Annotated in this window: 13 protein-coding genes; 6 read left to right on the top strand and 7 right to left on the bottom strand. The window is 34.9% G+C overall.

The window, feature by feature from the left end:
• Positions 1 to 524: 524 nt before the first annotated feature.
• The 4 genes from ptsP to AC4BBR_RS04390 form a co-directional block, all read right to left on the bottom strand.
• The gene (gene ptsP / locus AC4BBR_RS04405) at positions 525 to 2252 is read right to left on the bottom strand and encodes a phosphoenolpyruvate--protein phosphotransferase (protein WP_490461347.1); all 1728 of its coding nucleotides are present in this window, start codon (positions 2250 to 2252) and stop codon (positions 525 to 527) included.
• On the bottom strand, positions 2252 to 2518 hold the full coding sequence (locus tag AC4BBR_RS04400) for a phosphocarrier protein HPr (RefSeq protein WP_010760596.1): 267 nt from the start codon (positions 2516 to 2518) through the stop codon (positions 2252 to 2254). Before AC4BBR_RS04400 ends, ptsP begins: the two co-directional genes overlap by 1 nt.
• A gap of 176 nt (positions 2519 to 2694) precedes the next feature.
• A complete protein-coding gene (gene ykzS, locus AC4BBR_RS04395; RefSeq protein ID WP_490461346.1) occupies positions 2695 to 2883 on the bottom strand; it encodes a protein YkzS in 189 nt (62 codons plus the stop codon).
• 194 nt (positions 2884 to 3077) lie between these two features.
• Positions 3078 to 3950, bottom strand: a complete 873-nt coding sequence (locus AC4BBR_RS04390) for a MurR/RpiR family transcriptional regulator (RefSeq protein ID WP_490461345.1) — start codon at positions 3948 to 3950, stop codon at positions 3078 to 3080.
• 163 nt (positions 3951 to 4113) lie between these two features.
• Here AC4BBR_RS04390 and AC4BBR_RS04385 point away from each other — a divergent pair, with 163 nt between their 5' ends.
• The 6 genes from AC4BBR_RS04385 to AC4BBR_RS04360 all read left to right on the top strand — a co-directional run bounded on the left by AC4BBR_RS04385 (position 4114) and on the right by AC4BBR_RS04360 (position 13052).
• A complete protein-coding gene (locus AC4BBR_RS04385; RefSeq protein ID WP_490461344.1) occupies positions 4114 to 5931 on the top strand; it encodes a beta-glucoside-specific PTS transporter subunit IIABC in 1818 nt (605 codons plus the stop codon).
• 20 nt (positions 5932 to 5951) lie between these two features.
• Positions 5952 to 7370: a 6-phospho-beta-glucosidase gene (locus AC4BBR_RS04380; protein WP_490461343.1), complete on the top strand. Its 1419-nt coding sequence runs from the start codon at positions 5952 to 5954 to the stop codon at positions 7368 to 7370.
• Between the two features lie 19 nt (positions 7371 to 7389).
• Positions 7390 to 8145, top strand: a complete 756-nt coding sequence (locus tag AC4BBR_RS04375) for a formate/nitrite transporter family protein (RefSeq protein ID WP_490461342.1) — start codon at positions 7390 to 7392, stop codon at positions 8143 to 8145.
• Between the two features lie 293 nt (positions 8146 to 8438).
• Entirely contained in the window at positions 8439 to 10694 is a 2256-nt protein-coding gene (locus AC4BBR_RS04370) for an ATP-dependent Clp protease ATP-binding subunit (protein WP_490461341.1), read from the top strand.
• Positions 10695 to 10871: 177 nt separating this feature from the next.
• Positions 10872 to 11186, top strand: a complete 315-nt coding sequence (locus tag AC4BBR_RS04365) for a DUF1827 family protein (protein WP_490461340.1) — start codon at positions 10872 to 10874, stop codon at positions 11184 to 11186.
• 687 nt (positions 11187 to 11873) lie between these two features.
• Positions 11874 to 13052, top strand: coding sequence for a SulP family inorganic anion transporter (locus tag AC4BBR_RS04360; protein ID WP_490461339.1), 1179 nt, complete (start codon positions 11874 to 11876; stop codon positions 13050 to 13052).
• A gap of 230 nt (positions 13053 to 13282) precedes the next feature.
• Here AC4BBR_RS04360 and AC4BBR_RS04355 read toward each other — a convergent pair whose 3' ends face one another.
• The 3 genes from AC4BBR_RS04355 to AC4BBR_RS04345 all read right to left on the bottom strand — a co-directional run bounded on the left by AC4BBR_RS04355 (position 13283) and on the right by AC4BBR_RS04345 (position 17856).
• Complete coding sequence (locus AC4BBR_RS04355; protein ID WP_490461338.1) at positions 13283 to 14860, bottom strand: peptide chain release factor 3; 1578 nt, start codon at positions 14858 to 14860, stop codon at positions 13283 to 13285.
• Between the two features lie 316 nt (positions 14861 to 15176).
• On the bottom strand, positions 15177 to 16553 hold the full coding sequence (locus AC4BBR_RS04350; RefSeq protein WP_490461337.1) for a hemolysin family protein: 1377 nt from the start codon (positions 16551 to 16553) through the stop codon (positions 15177 to 15179).
• A gap of 166 nt (positions 16554 to 16719) precedes the next feature.
• Positions 16720 to 17856, bottom strand: coding sequence for an AI-2E family transporter (locus AC4BBR_RS04345; protein ID WP_490461336.1), 1137 nt, complete (start codon positions 17854 to 17856; stop codon positions 16720 to 16722).
• Positions 17857 to 17906 lie beyond the last annotated feature (50 nt).

Raw genomic sequence — 17906 nt, 5'->3', positions numbered from 1 at the left:
TGTTACTTGTATTCTAGTAGACCACATTACTGAAATGAAAGCACACATTGCAATTTAATTTGTACAAAAAAAGACACATCTAAACAGAAGTTGGCTTTTTTTAATAAGTTTTTTTCTATTCTATAAAACTGAAGAAATCAAAATGACCTCATTACTGCGCTAATGCTCTTTTATAAAATCAATTTTACTACAATCGATAAAGAATATACTAATACTAAAACTATGAAAATTATTCTATCTTTTGCTGTCAACTTTTTCTTGAGATCCAAATAAACAAAAAAACCTGACAAAAATAGCATAACTATTCTCCAACTTTCTAACTTTACCAAGACTTAACCTTATACACTAAAACCTAAGACATTTTTAAAATAACTACTTGACCTCTATTTTTATCGCAAACAAATTTAATTTATTTCACCATTAGAATTAAATATATTCAACGTACCCTATCTATTATTTCTTTGGACAAAAAAGCTTTCGCAATTCAGAATAAATTCTGAACAGCGAAAGCTTCTAATTACTATTTATTTCGTATACTCTTTAACCAAGTCAATAACTTCTTCCATTGTATCGCAGTCATTCAACGCACGATCCGCAAGTTCAGCCATTTTCTTAGTGTCTAGACGTTTCATCAAGCTACGTGTTTGAAGAATAGATGTCGCGCTCATTGAGAACTCATCTAAGCCCATTCCTACCAATAATGGTACCGCCATTTGATCGCCACCCATTTCTCCACACATACCCGTCCATTTACCTTCAGCATGTGAAGCATCAATAACGTTTTTGATCAAACGTAAAATTGATGGGTTATACGGTTGGTATAAGTAAGAAACGCGTTCGTTCATACGGTCAGCTGCCATTGTGTATTGAATCAAATCATTTGTTCCAATACTGAAGAAATCAACTTCTTTGGCAAATTTGTCAGCAATTACAGCTGCTGCAGGAATTTCGATCATGATTCCGACTTGAATCGTATCAGAAACTTTTGTTCCTTCAGAAACTAATTTTGCTTTTTCTTCTTCAAAGATTTTCTTCGCTGCTCTGAATTCTTTTAACGTTGCAACCATTGGGAACATGATACGTAAGTTACCATGAACAGAAGCACGTAATAATGCGCGCATTTGTGTACGGAACATTTCGTCACCACGTTCAGATAAGCTGATACGTAATGCACGGTACCCTAAGAACGGGTTCATTTCATGCGGTAATTGAAGATAAGGCAATTCTTTATCTCCACCGATATCCATTGTACGAACCACGACAGGTTTGCCGTTCATGCCTTCGAGAACTGCTGTGTAAGCTGTGTATTGTTCATCTTCAGTTGGGAAATCTGGAGAATCCATGTAAAGGAATTCTGTACGATATAAACCAACAGCTTCAGCACCATTGTTGTGTACGCCTTCTAAATCTTTAGGTGTACCAATATTTGCAGCTAACTCTATGTGTTTACCATCAGCAGTCACTGTTTCAGCATTTTTTAGTTTTTCCCATTCAACTTTAAGGTCAGCATATGCTTTTCCTTTTGCTTCAAAATCAGATTTTTCAGCATCAGTTGGGTGGATGATAACATCGCCATCGATTCCGTTAACAGCTAAGATGTCGCCTTCTTTCACTTTAGCAGTGATTTCCTTTGTTCCTACAATTGCAGGAATTTCAAGTGAGCGAGCCATAATAGCTGAATGTGATGTACGTCCGCCAATATCTGTTACGAATGCTTTCACATACGTACGGTCTAATTGAGCAGTATCACTTGGTGTTAAGTCATGGGCAACCACAACGACTTCTTCATCGATCATTGAAGGATTTGGAAGAGTAACACCTAATAAATGAGCTAAAATACGTTTAGCAACGTCACGAATATCAGCAGCACGCTCTTGCATGTAAGCATTATCATCCATTGCCTCAAACATACCAATATACATATCAGTCACTTCTTTTAACGCAGATTCAGCATTTACTTTGTTATCTTGAATGTTTTGTTTGATTTGACCGATCATTTCAGGATCAGATAAAACCATTAAATGAGCATCAAATACTTGCGCTTCTTCTTCACCAAGGCTTTGCGCTGCTTTTTCTCTGATTGCTTTTAACTCAGTAGTAGATTTTGCTAAAGCGTCATCTAAACGGCTTTCTTCAGCAGATGTATCCTCTACAGACTTTTTGTCGAAAGATAAATCAGGTTGAACTAACAGGTAAGCTTTAGCGATAGCGACACCATCACTTGCGGCAATTCCTTTTAGCATTTCAGACATTATTCTGACAATCCTTCTTTTTGCATTGTGTCTACGATTGCTGCTAATGCATCAGCTTCGTCAACACCGTCAACTGAGATTGTTACGTCTGAGCCTTGGCCAACGCCTAAAGACATAACGCCCATGATTGATTTAAGGTTAACAGATTTACCTTTGTATTCTAAGTTAATATCTGAGTTAAATTTACTTGCAGTTTGTACTAATAATGTAGCTGGACGAGCGTGAATCCCTGTTTCTGCTACGATGTGAAATTCTTTCTTTTCCATATGAATCGGTCTCCTTCGTAAGTAAAATAATTTTTTATGTTAGGGTTTTCCTTTCTTAATAAGTTTCGAGTGAAACTATGATCTGGATAATACCCTTTCAATTTTTAAGATTACCATTTTTTTTGAGTAGTTACAACACTTTTCACCTATTTTTTAATAATTGAAACGATCAATTATCATTCTTCTTTCATATAACGATATATAATTCGTCCATTTAATCCAGCTTCGCCAACAATGGACATCCTATCTGGCAAGTTTTTCCAAACTTCCCTAAAGGCTGTAAAATCTTTTGGTTCTATGATAAGTTCAGAAATAGAGCCTTCTTTTAATGCATTGATTTGTTCTTCAAATGGATTTTCGATCATTATTCACACCACTCTCTTTTTTTAGCTTGTTGCTATTTTAAGATAGAACGACCGAATTGTCTAACAAGATAAATAATTGAATAGAATTATTCTTCGCTTAGTTCCTCAAGCAAGATAAACGTTCTTCTCAATTCTGTAAATAAAAGCTGAGCAATCAAAAAATACCTAGTTTTCTCGTGCTTAACTATTTTCTTTTATTCCTCCATTGGTTTGGCAGTTGCTCTTCGGTAATTAGCAAGTTTAGACGTTTCTATAATATGTGCCATATTTGATTCAAAATTCTTAGCAAATATAGCGGAATATAGAATATCAAGAATATGAAGTATAGAAGTATTCGTTGAATATTGACCTATTTTTGAATACAATTTTTCTCTAGTCGTCATATGAAGAACGATATCTGAATTTAGAGTCAATAAATTCTCAGTTAAACTAGTAATTGCAATAATTGACAAATGCTTAGATTTAAGGGTTTGCATAATTTCGTCCATTTTTTTGCTACTTCCACTATAAGAAATCACTAAGGCAACAGAATCTTCTTTCATATTTAACACATCATAGATATGTTCACCTTCCAATGAACTCAATGTTACATTTTTTAAGATTCTTTTCATTTTAAATTGGAATTCACTTGCAAGCAGCAGATTGATATTACTTGCAAATATTTTTATCTCACCTGCACTATCTAAAACATCAACTGCAGAGCTGAGTGTTTTATACGATAGTAATTCAACGGTATCTTCTAACGATTCTTTCTTTATTTCCGTAACTTTATTGGCAATACTAATGATCGTATCTTTGTTATCAAAAGGAATATTTAAATCAATGTCATTAACCTGTCTATCAAAATAAGCTATTTCTCTTAAGAAGCTCTCTTTAAATTCGTTCCAGCCCTTGAATCCTATTCTTTGTGCCACTCGAACAAATGTTGCTGGCGAGGTAAAGCTTTGCTTGGAAAGTTCTTTTAAAGTCAAGTTATTTATATTGTACCCTTGTCTAAGTATGTACTTAACGGCTTCTTGTTCAGCACTCGAAAATGTTGCGGCCTCGATTAAATCAATAATAGACATTTATTCTCTCCTTCCTTCATTGAAACGTCATTTCAATAATAACATATGAAAACTCAAATAAATGGAAACGTTTTTTCTATTTCTCTTTAAGTTATTCTAAGTAATTATTATAGGAAGTATAATTTGACTTGTAAACAGGCAAATATAGAAAAGGGTTTTCAAAATGGATTATGTAAAGTTGGCTGAAAACATACTGGAGAATGTTGGAGGAAGTCAAAATATTCTAGCCGTTTGGCATTGTGCGACTAGACTACGTTTCAACTTAAAAGATGAAACAAAAGCCAACACAAAAATAATTGAACATTTGGATGGCGTAGTTACAGTTGTTCAAAGTGCTGGTCAATATCAAGTTGTGATCGGCAATTCGGTTACAAAAGTCTATGACGCCATTACATCACTAAACTCAAATTTAGGAAATGATGAAAGGAATAACAAAAATGTAGAAGAAAAGCAAAGCCTTATCAACAGACTACTTGCTTTTGTTTCAAGTGTATTTACACCATTTTTAGGCGCCTTAGCAGCCTCAGGAATTTTAAAAGGCTTATTGGTTTTAACAACAACTTTTAACATTTTTTCAGAAACAGATGGCACTTATCAAGTTTGGAATGCTGCCTCTGACGCAATTTTCTATTTTTTACCACTCTTTATTGGTTTTACTGCTGCAAAGCAATTAAAAGTGAATCAATTTGTGGCTGTTACCATTGCTGGCGCTTTAGTTTATCCTAATCTCGTTTCTTTATTATCTGAAACAGGCGGTATTGATTTCTTTAGTTTGCCCATTCAAGCAGCTACATATTCTGCTTCAGTTATTCCAATTTTACTGACAGTCTGGGTATTATCATACATTGAACCGTTATTTGATAAGATATTCCCTGAATCTGTTAGAAATATTTTTACACCTTTGTTATCAATCATGATTATGGTAGCACTGACTTTATTAGTTGTTGGACCTATCGGAAATGTGGTCAGTAAAGTATTGGGCACTATCTTAGCTTCTTTATATAATTTCTCGCCAATGATTGCTGGGTTTATTTTAGGTGGTATTCATCAAGTTATCGTAATCTTCGGCGTTCATTGGGCCTTGATTACGTTAATGATTACTAATATTTCAGAATACGGGCAAGATCCATGGTTACCAATTGTTTGTATTGCAGTTTTTGCTCAAGCTGGTGCTGCATTAGGCGTATTTTTGAAAACGAGAGATAAAAAAATGAAGTCACTTTCAGGTTCAGCTTTTGTAACTGCCATTTTTAGTATCACAGAACCTGCGATTTATGGCGTTAACTTAAAATTGAAAAAACCAATGTATTTTGCTTTAGCTTCAAGTGCGATTGGTGGTGCTATTGCTGGTTTTGGAGAAGTAAAAGCTACAACATTTACTTTTCCAGGAATTTTAGCTATTCCAACTTATTTAGGTGATGGATTTATCTTTGAGGTCATAGGTTTACTCGTTGCCATTGGACTAGCAACAATCTTGACGTATTTTTTTGGTGATGTGAATAGCACTATTGACGATAATGTGGTTGACCTCAATAACAGTAATTCTGATGATTTTAGTGTTTTACCTGTAAAAGGAGACCTTATTCATTTATCTGATGTAAATGACGAGGTATTCGCTTCAGGAGCAATGGGCAAAGGGCTAGCTGTTATTCCAACTGATAATACAGTTCGTTCTCCGATCCAAGGAACTGTAACTGCTATTTTTGAAACTAAGCATGCCATTGGTTTAACAAGTAAAAATAACGTTGAAGTCTTACTTCATATAGGTCTTGATACCGTTAATTTAAAAGGACAATATTTTGATGTGTTAGTTAAAGCAGGCCAAGAAATTACGCTTGGTCAAGAATTAGTTCAGTTTGATCGTACGAAAATTAAAGAAGCTGGATACGATCCTACAGTCATTATGGTCATTACTAACAGTCTAGATATTCCAACTCTAGAAGTAAACATTGCAAATGAACGTCCAGTAACAATTAATTAAACACTAAGGAGATGGTTCCAATGAATTTAAGAAAAAACTTTCTTTGGGGTGGCGCTACTGCTGCCAATCAATATGAAGGTGGCTATTTAGAAGGCGGAAAAGGTCTAACGATCAATGATGTCGAAATGGGCGCAGAACACGGTAAAAAACGAGAAATCCATGATTCCATTCAAAATGGTGCTTATTACCCAAGTCATGAAGGTACTGATTTTTATCATCGATACAAAGAAGATATTTCTATGTTTGCGGAGATGGGCTTTAAAAGTTTTCGTTTATCCATTTCATGGGCACGCATTTTCCCTAATGGTGATGATTTAATTCCAAATGAAGCAGGTTTGCAATTTTATGATGATGTATTTGATGAACTCTTGAAATATGGAATTGAACCTATCGTAACCTTGCATCATTTTGAGCTGCCTTTAAATCTCGTGACAAAATACGGAGCTTGGAGAAATAGACAACTTGTTGAACTATCAGTTCGTTATGCCCAAACTGTAATGGAACGGTATAAAAACAAAGTAAAGTATTGGATTACTTTTAATGAAATCAATGCACTATTTATTTCATCAGCTCCTTGGCATATGGCTGGAATTTTATATAAGGAAGACGAAAATAGACATAATACAATGTTACAAGCCGCTCACCATCAATTAATTGCTAGTGCTTTAACCGTGATAGAAGGGAAAAAAATTAATCCTGATTTTCAGTTTGGATGTATGCTGCTATACCCTTGTACCTATGCCGCAACATGTAATCCAGAAGATCAAATTACAGTTCGTAATAAGCTCCTGTCAACTTATTATTTTGGTGATGTCCAAGTCAGAGGAAAGTATACAAATACTTGCTCATCCTATATTGACTCTTTAGACGGATCTATCAATTTTGAACTCGGTGATGAGGCAATTCTGGCTAAAGGGACTGTTGATTACATCTCATTTAGTTATTACTTTTCAGGGATCGAAGGGGTCGGAGAAGATATTGAGATGGCTGAAGGAAATCTGTCTAGTGGAGGTAAAAACCCTTACCTTGATATGACAGAATGGGGTTGGCAAATCGATCCAATCGGTTTACGCAATTCTTTAAATAGTTTGTATGATCGTTACCAAGTCCCCTTATTTATTGTCGAAAATGGCATTGGTGCACTTGATGAAGTGAAAAATGATGGTTCAATCGAAGACGATTATCGAATCGATTATCTAAGACAACATATTTCTGCGATGGTTGACGCAGTAGAAAAAGATTTCGTCGATTTAATTGGTTATACAGTGTGGGGCCCAATCGATATTGTTTCAGCAGGAACTGGCGAAATGAGAAAGCGCTACGGCTTTATCTATGTTGATAAAGATGACCACGGACACGGAACGCTAAATCGCTCTAAGAAAAAATCATTTGCTTGGTATAAAAAGGTCATTGAAACCAACGGGAATTATGTAAAATAATTGAAAGGAGCCCTTCCTTATGGAAGATTTTGATTTAATTTTAGAATCCGGGGAAAAAAAGTTTACTTATTTTTTTGAAAATAGCTTTAAGTTCTTTTTAAAATCATTTATGGCCGGTTGCTATTTAAGCATTGCAATGGTTTTATCGCTTTTTTTAGGAAGTATATTAAATACTTTTGATGCAAATATAGCGAAAATAGGTTACTCTATGTTTTTCGGTTTAACCTTCGTTTTAATTGTTTTTTTAAATGGAGAACTTTTTACTGGTAATTGTTTAACAACTATTTTTCCGATTTTCAATAGAACCAGAAGCATTACAGAGATGGGGAAAATGTGGTTTATCTGTTTAATTGGTAACATTGCAGGTGTTTCATGGTTTTTGTGGTTGTTTGTTAAAAGCCAATCTTTCACCCATATAGTGAATCCATATATAAATACACTGCTAGAAACAAAATTGAATTTTAGTTTTGATACACTGTTTATTCGTTCAATTCTCTGTAACTTTATAGTGTGCATTGCCACCTACATTGCTTTAAAAATAGACAACGAAATGGCAAAAACTAGTATCATGCTCTTGGTAATTTCAACATTTGTAATTGCAGGTTTCGATCACTGTATTGCAAATATTGGTTTATATGTGATGGAAATAACATTAGGACAAGTAGATATTTCTCTATTAATGTTAAATAATATTTTTATATCGATCGTAGGAAATATTATTGGCGGTTCCCTAATGTTAGGCATTCCACTCTACTTGATTCTAAAAAAGAAATGATGTCTGAGGATAATTTAGCCTCTAAGACGATGTCACATTTCAATTATCAAAAAATAACCGAACTAGCTATAGCTGACGGTTATTTTTTTGTCTTTTGAACCCAGCATTTTTTTAAGTCACTTTATTTATAAAACTAAAAGATAACATTTCAAAACGAGTTCAATTGCTTGATTCTTGTCAAAAAAATGCTATAATAATTTCAAAGGTCAAAAATGGTCAGCTAATTATTTGACTTTATTACAAGGACTTTGAAACAATATTAGCTCTATATATGAAAGGACGTGTTTTATCCTATGGTTTGTCAAAATTGTCAACAAAATCCAGCTACAATTCACTTATATGCAAATGTTAATGGTCAAAGAAAACAATTAGACTATTGTCAGAGCTGCTATCAAAAATTAAAAGCACAAGCAAACGATAATCAACCAACAATGTCACAACAAGATCCTTTTGGTTTTGGAAGTTTAGATGATCTATACCGTTCTTTATCTCGTCAAATGCAGGAACAACAAGGGAATCCTAATGGTCAAGTACCACCTACTCAATTTGGCGACGGAAATGGCTTTAACGGTGGACAACCACCTCGAGGAGGAGCTACTCAAACAAATGGCTTATTAGGTGAATACGGTATCAATATTACTCAAGCTGCAAAAAATGGTGCGATCGATCCTGTGGTTGGGCGTGATGAAGAAATTAAACGTGTGATTGAAATCTTAAATCGCCGTACAAAAAATAACCCCGTCTTAATCGGTGAACCTGGTGTCGGTAAAACAGCTGTTGTCGAAGGTTTGGCGCAAAAAATCGTTGATGGAGATGTTCCTCAAAAATTATTAGACAAAGAAGTCATTCGTTTGGATGTTGTTTCATTAGTTCAAGGCACCGGCATTCGAGGTCAATTTGAGGAACGTATGCAAAAATTAATTGACGAAATCAAACAAGCAGAAAATGTCATCTTATTCATTGATGAAGTTCATGAAATTGTTGGTGCAGGCTCTACTGGCGATGGGAATATGGATGCAGGAAACATTTTGAAACCGGCACTTGCTCGTGGAGAGCTGCAAATGGTTGGTGCAACAACCTTAAATGAATACCGCATTATAGAAAAAGATGCTGCCTTAGAACGTCGAATGCAACCTGTTCGTGTAGAAGAACCGACAGTAGATGAAACAATTGCCATACTTAAAGGTCTGCAAAAACGCTATGAAGATTATCATCATGTAAAATACACGGATGAAGCGATCAAAGCGGCTGCTAACTTATCAAATCGCTATATCCAAGATCGTTTCCTACCAGATAAAGCCATCGATTTATTAGATGAATCTGGTTCTAAAATGAACTTGACAATCCAAATCATTGATCCTAAAACAATTGAGAAGAAACTTGCTGATGCTGAACAACAAAAACAACAAGCTTCTGCAGAAGAAGATTTTGAAAAAGCGGCTTACTATCGCGATCAGATCAATAAATTACAAACAATGAAGGATAAACAAATCAGCGATGAAGAAACACCTGTGATTGATGAGAGCACTATCGAAGCAATCGTAGAGCAAAAAACAGGTATTCCTGTTGGTGATCTGAAAGAAAAAGAACAAACACAATTGAAGAACCTAGCTGTTGATTTGAAAGCAAATGTCATTGGGCAAGATGCTGCTGTCGATAAAGTATCCAAAGCCATTCGCCGTAATCGTGTTGGTTTAGGCAAACAAAATCGTCCAATCGGTTCATTCCTATTTGTCGGACCAACTGGTGTTGGTAAGACTGAATTAGCTAAACAATTAGCATACGAATTATTCGGCTTTGAAGACTCCATGATTCGTTTTGACATGAGTGAATACATGGAAAAACACAGTGTATCTAAATTGATCGGTTCGCCTCCTGGTTATGTTGGTTACGATGAAGCAGGACAATTAACTGAAAAAGTCCGCCGTAATCCATACAGCTTGATTTTATTAGATGAAATTGAAAAAGCACATCCAGACGTTTTGCATATGTTCTTACAAATTCTCGACGATGGTCGCTTAACAGATGCCCAAGGCAGAACGGTTAGTTTCAAAGATACGATCATTATCATGACAAGTAACGCAGGAACTGGCAATGTAGAGGCAAATGTCGGCTTCGGTGCTGCTCGTGATGGTCTTACAAAATCTGTTTTAGGTCAATTAAATAATTTCTTTACACCTGAATTCTTAAACCGCTTTGATGGAATTATTGAATTTAAAGCGTTAAGCAAAGAAAATCTAATGAAGATTGTCACTCTGATGTTGAATGAAGTCAATGACTTATTAGCTCTTCAAAGAATCCACATTGAGGTCTCAAAAGAAGTCAAAGAAAAATTAGTTGATTTAGGCTACGATCCTACAATGGGTGCTCGTCCTTTGCGTCGGACGATTCAAGAACAAATCGAAGATGGTATTGCTGAATATTTTCTAGATCACCCAGAAGAACATCAATTAATTGCTAGATTAGATGATGATGAAAAAATCATTGTTACAGGATCAACTGCTGTAAAATCTAATGATACGAGTGTAGAAGCTTCAGAAGAAAAATAAAAAGTGAGGTCAATCAGTCAAACTGATTGACTTTTTTGTGTTTTTTGAGACAAATTTCTTTTTATTTAGGTTAAAAGATTCTATAATTGATTTAACTAGATTTTACATCAAATTTCAAAAGGACTATTTATTCCACTTTTTATTATTACTGTAAAAAAATAAATCGAGGTGAAAAAAATGAAATTAGTGAATGTAACCAACAGCTACAAACAATTAGTCAATAAACAATTAGAAAGCACTGATGCATACTTTGTCAAAGTCTATTCAGTGGGAAACACAACTGTCGTTTATACAGAAGCTACTCAACATGCTGAAATATTAATCGTTAATAAAAAACGCGCTATCCGAAAAACTGAAATCAACGAAGTCTTAAATTACTTTTTAAAACGTATTCCTAAAGAGAAGTATACCCGCGATCAAATTTCGATCATCGAACTAAAAGATGTCGTAGAAATTTCAATTCCAATAACTTCTAATTTGATCGCTGGTTAAAAAAGAAGTCGGAATAGAAGTAGATAATTCCGAAAACCAAGCAGATACTGAACAATATCAACTCCTACCTCATTCATGTTTTACAAACGTAAAAAAAGGGGGCCTTCTTCCCCCACCATTTATTCATAATTAGGGTGTAAAATTTTGTTTTGCACTCTAATTACAATTAAACAGCCTCTCGCACATTCATCTTATCAGATTGATTCCAATCCTTAGCCCATAGATTCCTTCTTGCAACAATCCATAATCTATTGTTTTAATTTCCTTTATCAACTAACAATCCAGTTAGAAAAGTAAGAAGATTCTATTTTTTATTCTCAAGTAATTTCATAATGATAGATGATAGCTTTAGTTCTGATAGAAGACAAACTATTGTTAAAATATTCGCTCCCTATAACTAAAAACTTGTTAACGTTTGTTAAGGTGACGTACTATACTCCATCGCAAAAATAAGTGACGGAAAATGTTTATTGTTTCAGCTAATTGCCCTATAGTCGAGTTGTTCATTTTTGTCAATGCTTGAATTCTTTTTTCCTGCGTCCATCTGGTTCATTTATGTTCGATTAACTTATCACTATTTTTTATACAAAAAATACACTTATAGCTTCATTTGCTTACCTAACTATGGTACGATTATCTAGTTGCTTCTGAAAAGAAAATAAATTAAAAAGGAGCCTTAGTAAATAAATGTTATTTAGTATCAATAAAAATGAATGGTTAGGAAATGAAAAAAACGATTTATTCGCTGGTCTTGTTTCTTCCATAGCGATTCTTCCAGAGGTTATAGGTTTTGCTATTATCGCCGGTGTAAATCCTATTTCTGCACTTTTTGCTTCTGCAATCACTCTTTTAGTGATTACATTTACTGGCGGTCGTCCTGCTATGGTATCAGCAGCTGCTGGCTCAATGGCTCTTGTTATTGCTTCTCTTATTGAATCCCATGGCCTTAGTTACATGATTGCTGCGACTATTTTAACTGGATTTATCCAATTATTTCTTGGATATGCGGGCATCCATAAGCTAATGAGATTTATTCCTAAAACGGTTATGTTTGGTTTTGTAAATGCTTTAGCTATTCTAATATTTTTAGCGCAAATCCAACAACTTCCCAACCAAACAATTTGGTCTTATATGATGATATTGACGACAATTATACTAATGTATGTCATTCCTAAAGCAATCAAAGTCGTTCCACCCGCTTTAATCATTATTTTAATAACAACAATTATTTCGTTTTTATTCAAAGACAATCTACAAACAGTAGGTAACTTAGGTGACATGAGTGCTATTTCGCCACGTATTACTTTACCAGCAGTCCCACTTACAATACAAACTCTTTTAATCATTTTACCTACTTCACTGGCCTTAGCAATGATTGGCTTAATTGAATCCTTGTTAACTGTTCCTATCGTTGATAAGATGACTGACAGTCAAGGTGATAGTCAACGAGAAGTCAAAGCACAAGGTCTTGGAAATATCATCGTGGGCTTCTTTGGTGGACAAGCTGGTTGCGCAATGATTGGACAAGCCGTAGTTAATGTAAAATCTGGTGGAAGAAAACGACTTTCGACACTTATTGCTTCTTTATCATTGTTGCTATTCATTTTCGTCTTCAAAGATATTATGGTCCAAATTCCAACTGCAGCTTTGATCGGCATTATGATAACTGTTGCAGTAGACACCTTTGAATGGGAAAGTCTCCAGTTAATACGTACATTTAAAATAACTGAAAGTTTTATAATGATTGCAACGGTTGTAGTTATTGTATACACACATAATTTAGCTATTGGAATCATGCTAGGCGTTCTACTTAGCGGAATAGTCTATTATTTCTCCAAAAGAAAAGGTTGGGACAGAAGAGTTTAATCCCGAGAAATAAGCTGAAAGGGTTGCTTCTGCTCTCACCGTTTATTCGGATTTTAGGTGACTGGGACATAACTCTAAGAGTTATGTCCCAGTCACAGTATCAAAAAAAGACATCGCTCTTTTTCGATCTAGTATTCACTTGATTTTTAAGGGTCTGAGAGATATAACCATTCAAGTTATATCTCTCAGACCCTATTATTTCTTTGCTAATGCCGTTAACAGTGACTGTCTTACATCAAACTTTTTAACTCTACATCCGGATATTTATCCGCAAACCAGCGCATAGCAAATTGATTTTCAAATAAGAACAACGGTTGATCGAACCTGTCTCTCGCCAGAATATTACGACTAGAACTCATTCGTTCATCTAAATCAGCTGGATCGATCCAGCGAGCAATTTTTGAACCCATGGGTGTCATAACCACTTCTGCATTATATTCATTCAGCATACGATGTTGAAACACTTCAAATTGTAATTGCCCAACAGCTCCTATAATATATTCTTCTGTTAAATACGTTTTATATAACTGGATCGCACCTTCTTGAACCAATTGATAAATGCCTTTATGGAATGATTTTTGTTTCATCACATTTTTAGCGCTAACTTTCATAAATAGCTCTGGTGTAAATGAAGGTAACTCTTCGTATTGAACGTTTAATTTCCCTTCAAATAGGGTATCACCAATTTGGTAATTACCAGTGTCATAGATCCCAATAATATCTCCAGCTACAGCTTCTTCCACATTTTCTCTAGCATCAGCCATAAATTGCGTTACATTGCTTAACTTGATTTTCTTACCAGTTCTCCCAAGAGTAACGTCCATTCCACGTTCAAAAGTACCTGAACAAATTCGGACAAAAGCAATACGATCTCGATGAGCAGGATTCATATTCGCTTGAATTTTAAAGACAAATCCTGAAAACTCTTCTTCATAAGGACTAACTTCTTGTCCCTCTTCTGTCTTATGACTATAGGGTGACGGAGCAAATTGTAAAAAGGTTTCTAACATTGTTTGTACACCAAAGTTTGTTAATGCTGAGCCAAAGAAGACAGGGGTTTGATCACCACGAGCAATTTTCTCCGTATCAAACTCATCTCCTGCTTCAACCAACAATTCAACTTCTTCTAATACCTGTTGGTACACACTGTCTTTGTGCAATGGCAAATCACTTGAAATATCGCCATCCACCAATGGAATGAATCGTTCCCCATTATTATTTTCAGGCCGATAGACTTCCACACGTTTATTGTAGATATCATATAACCCTTCCAATCCTTTTCCCATACCAATCGGCCAATTCATCGGGTAAGACTCGATATCTAGTAATTCTTCTAGTTCTTCAAGTAACTCCAATGGCTCGCGACCATCTCTATCTAATTTATTGATAAAGGTAAAAATTGGAATCCCACGTTTTTTAACAACTTGGAACAATTTCTTTGTTTGGGCTTCGATTCCTTTTGCGCTATCGATTACCATAACTGCACTATCTACAGCCATCAATGTCCGGTACGTATCTTCAGAAAAGTCTTCGTGTCCAGGTGTATCTAGAATATTTACACGTTTTCCATCATAGTCAAACTGCATCACAGAACTGGTTACAGAGATCCCTCTTTGTTTTTCAATTTCCATCCAGTCAGATTTTGCAAAGTTTCCTGTTTTCTTTCCTTTAACAGTTCCAGCTTGGCGGATTGCTCCCCCAAATAACAAAAGCTGTTCTGTAATCGTCGTTTTACCAGCATCCGGATGGGAAATAATGGCAAACGTGCGACGGCTATCTACTTGTTCTTTTAACTGTGGATTATTCATTCGTTACTCCAATCTATCATTTTTTCTTGAAAAAAACTTCATTTATTTTTTATGATTGATTTATAGGATATTTACATTGGAAAAGTCTCCCTATTCTTTATTCTTCAACTAGTGTAGTATATCATGGAATTACCTTAGTTTTCAAAATCTTTAGCTAAGTTTCTTAAAAAAATGAAGAGCGCAAAATGAAACTCAATACTTTTTCCTTTATTGACGCTTTTGCATCATTTCAATTATTAACAAACTTCTTTAAAAGATAGTCAAGAACGAGGATCAGACAAACTGATTTACAGTCGTCTAATCCTCGCTCAACATTCTATCTTCTAGGCTCATCATCTTCCATTTCTTTACGAAAAAAACGGCGATATTCTTCTGGTTCTTCGTCAACGATTTCTTCATCATGGAAAATAACTTTTAAAGCTAAAACTCGTGTTCCTTCCATTTCTTCAGAAGTCAGTGTAATATTGCCCACATCAAATGACAATTTCTCCCCTTCATCAGGAATCGTACCTAAGGCAGTGATTAAGTAGCCTGCCATTGTATCAACATCGCTCATATGCAGATCTGTTTCAAATGCTTCGTTAAATTCATCGATCAGCATTCTACCTTGAATTAAATATTCATGATCATTGATTTTAGTATATAAATTTTCTACTTCATCTGTCTCATCATCGATCTCTCCAACGATTTCTTCAAGTAAATCTTCTAATGTAGCCAAACCAACAACACCACCATATTCATCTAATAAAATGGCCATTTGGTTTTGCGTTCTTTTTAGTTCGTATAATAAATCATCAATAAAAATCGTTTCTGGAACAAATAACGGTTCTTGAATAAGATTTTTTAAGTCAATCTTATCGAAACCTAATTTATGTGCCGCTTTTAGTAGATTCTTTGTGTGTAACACACCGATTATTTTATCCTTATCATCATTATAGACTGGGATTCTTGAATAATTTTCTGATAAAATCAAATCAATGTTCTCTTTGATGTTCTCTTCAATGTTGATCATAAAAGCATCTGTCCGTGGAACCATTACTTCACGAGCAACTTTTGTATCTAGTGAAAAAACACCTTGAAGCATTTCTAATTCATCATTATCTAAAACACCTTCTGATTCCAACATATAACGCATCTCATCACGCGTCATTTTCGAATCAGCATCATCAAATTTCATCGGTGTCATTTTTGAAAGCAGGTCTGTTGAAGCAGATAACAACCAAACAAACGGTCGAGCAATTACGCCTAAAACACGCACAAATCCAGAAGTTGCTTGAGCTACCTCTTCTGATTTATTCATTGCAATTCGTTTTGGATACAATTCACCAAAAACAATAGACACATAAGTCAACAAAGCTAAGATAATAATATTAGCAAGACTTTTTGCAGCAGCTCCTCCACCAAGAACAGGGGCTAATCTTACAGATAACGCATCAGCTAGGGAAGCTCCTGACAAGATATTAACTAGCGTGATACCAACTTGAATCGTTGATAAGAAACTTGTAGGATCTTGTAAAATCTTTAATAACTTTTTAGCTTTCGCATCTCCTTCTTCTGCTTTTTGTTCCACTCGATTCTTGTTTACTGAAACAACGGCTATCTCCGCTGCAGCAAGAAATGCATTGATCAATGTCAATACAATCAATAATACAATTTGCGCGATAAGCGACTGACTCTCGGGGTCAGCATTCATAATGTGCACTCTCTCCTCTTAATTTTATTCGAAAAACACTATAATTCGTTCTTCAATTTCATTTAGTAACAAACTGTTTACTCATAAGTTTGATAAAAAACGTGACCACTATAGGCAGCCACGTTAAAATCGTATCACAAACAGCAATTAATTTCAATAATCGATGTCATTTTTCTTCCATCTGCATCTCATTTCCTTCACCAGTCAATACAATTTTTTCACTTCTGCTTTCTCGAATCATTCCCATTACATGAATAACTATCGTTTTAACAATTGCATAAAACGGAACACCTAAGAAAATTCCTAGTAAGCCTGCTAGGTTTCCAGCAACCAATAAAACAATGATAATGGTCAACGGATGAATCTGTAATGATTTCCCGATGACATTTGGGTAAATGATGTTGCCATCGATTTGTTGAACCACTAATACCACAATACAACAAAGTACGGCTTTGATTGGTTCATCAAAAACAGTTACAAAAACAGCAGGAGCAAGCCCTAGATAGGGTCCAAGATAAGGAATTAGATTAGCAAAACCGGCAATCACACCAAATAAAAAAGCATAGCGAACACCAATTAACGAGTAACCGATTGCCGTAAAGGTTCCAACAAATAAACACTCAATTGCTTGACCGCTTATATAGTTAGCCAACGTTTTATTGATTTTACTCAATAATTCAGAAATACTTTCTCTACGTTTTTCAGGCAAAAAGCGTTCGATTCCTGGAACTAAACGATCTCCATCTTTTAACATATAAAATAAAATAAATGGTGCTGTAAAAATAACAATTGTCGTCGAAGCAACAGTTGATACAACCGAGCCTAAGCTATTGGATAAGCCACTCAGAAACTGCTGAATAATCGTTCCATAAGAAATATCCAGTTTCTCTATATAACTTGTCAAATCAACGTCTTTAAACAAAGGCAATTCAGCCATTTTATAAACCCAATCTTCCACGCTACTAAAAACTGTCGGCATATTCGAAGCCAAACTAGCTAACTGAGAAGCTAACTTAGGAATAACACTGACTAGAATCAAAACAAGCGCTATTACTAGTATCAATAGAACAAGCAGAACTGCTAATGTTCGTTTCATTTTGGTTTTCATTAACAAATTTACGATTGGATTTAAAATATAGTACAAAAATCCTGCCACCAAAACTGGTGCAAACAAGGTCGAGAAGAATGTTCCGATTGGTGCAAATAGAAAATTGATCTTACTAGAGACAAAAATCAGTGTTGCAATAACCAGTAATTCCGCTGACCAAAAAAATAACTTTGACTGTCTTAATTTTTCAAACAAAGATGATCCCCCTTATCATTAAAAATTTCAATTTTTATTCTCTTCTTGAA

The organism is Enterococcus sp. AMC1251 (genome assembly GCF_058216535.1).
This window is presented reverse-complemented; position numbering and strand designations above follow the sequence as displayed.

Bases quoted from the DNA above. Each gene is read 5' to 3' on its own strand.
- ptsP (WP_490461347.1), bottom strand. From the start codon at position 2,252: ATGTCTGAAATGCTAAAAGGAATTGCCGCAAGTGATGGTGTCGCTATC.
- AC4BBR_RS04400 (WP_010760596.1), bottom strand. From the start codon at position 2,518: ATGGAAAAGAAAGAATTTCACATCGTAGCAGAAACAGGGATTCACGCT.
- ykzS (WP_490461346.1), bottom strand. From the start codon at position 2,883: ATGATCGAAAATCCATTTGAAGAACAAATCAATGCATTAAAAGAAGGC.
- AC4BBR_RS04390 (WP_490461345.1), bottom strand. From the start codon at position 3,950: ATGTCTATTATTGATTTAATCGAGGCCGCAACATTTTCGAGTGCTGAA.
- AC4BBR_RS04385 (WP_490461344.1), top strand. From the start codon at position 4,114: ATGGATTATGTAAAGTTGGCTGAAAACATACTGGAGAATGTTGGAGGA.
- AC4BBR_RS04380 (WP_490461343.1), top strand. From the start codon at position 5,952: ATGAATTTAAGAAAAAACTTTCTTTGGGGTGGCGCTACTGCTGCCAAT.
- AC4BBR_RS04375 (WP_490461342.1), top strand. From the start codon at position 7,390: ATGGAAGATTTTGATTTAATTTTAGAATCCGGGGAAAAAAAGTTTACT.
- AC4BBR_RS04370 (WP_490461341.1), top strand. From the start codon at position 8,439: ATGGTTTGTCAAAATTGTCAACAAAATCCAGCTACAATTCACTTATAT.
- AC4BBR_RS04365 (WP_490461340.1), top strand. From the start codon at position 10,872: ATGAAATTAGTGAATGTAACCAACAGCTACAAACAATTAGTCAATAAA.
- AC4BBR_RS04360 (WP_490461339.1), top strand. From the start codon at position 11,874: ATGTTATTTAGTATCAATAAAAATGAATGGTTAGGAAATGAAAAAAAC.
- AC4BBR_RS04355 (WP_490461338.1), bottom strand. From the start codon at position 14,860: ATGAATAATCCACAGTTAAAAGAACAAGTAGATAGCCGTCGCACGTTT.
- AC4BBR_RS04350 (WP_490461337.1), bottom strand. From the start codon at position 16,553: ATGAATGCTGACCCCGAGAGTCAGTCGCTTATCGCGCAAATTGTATTA.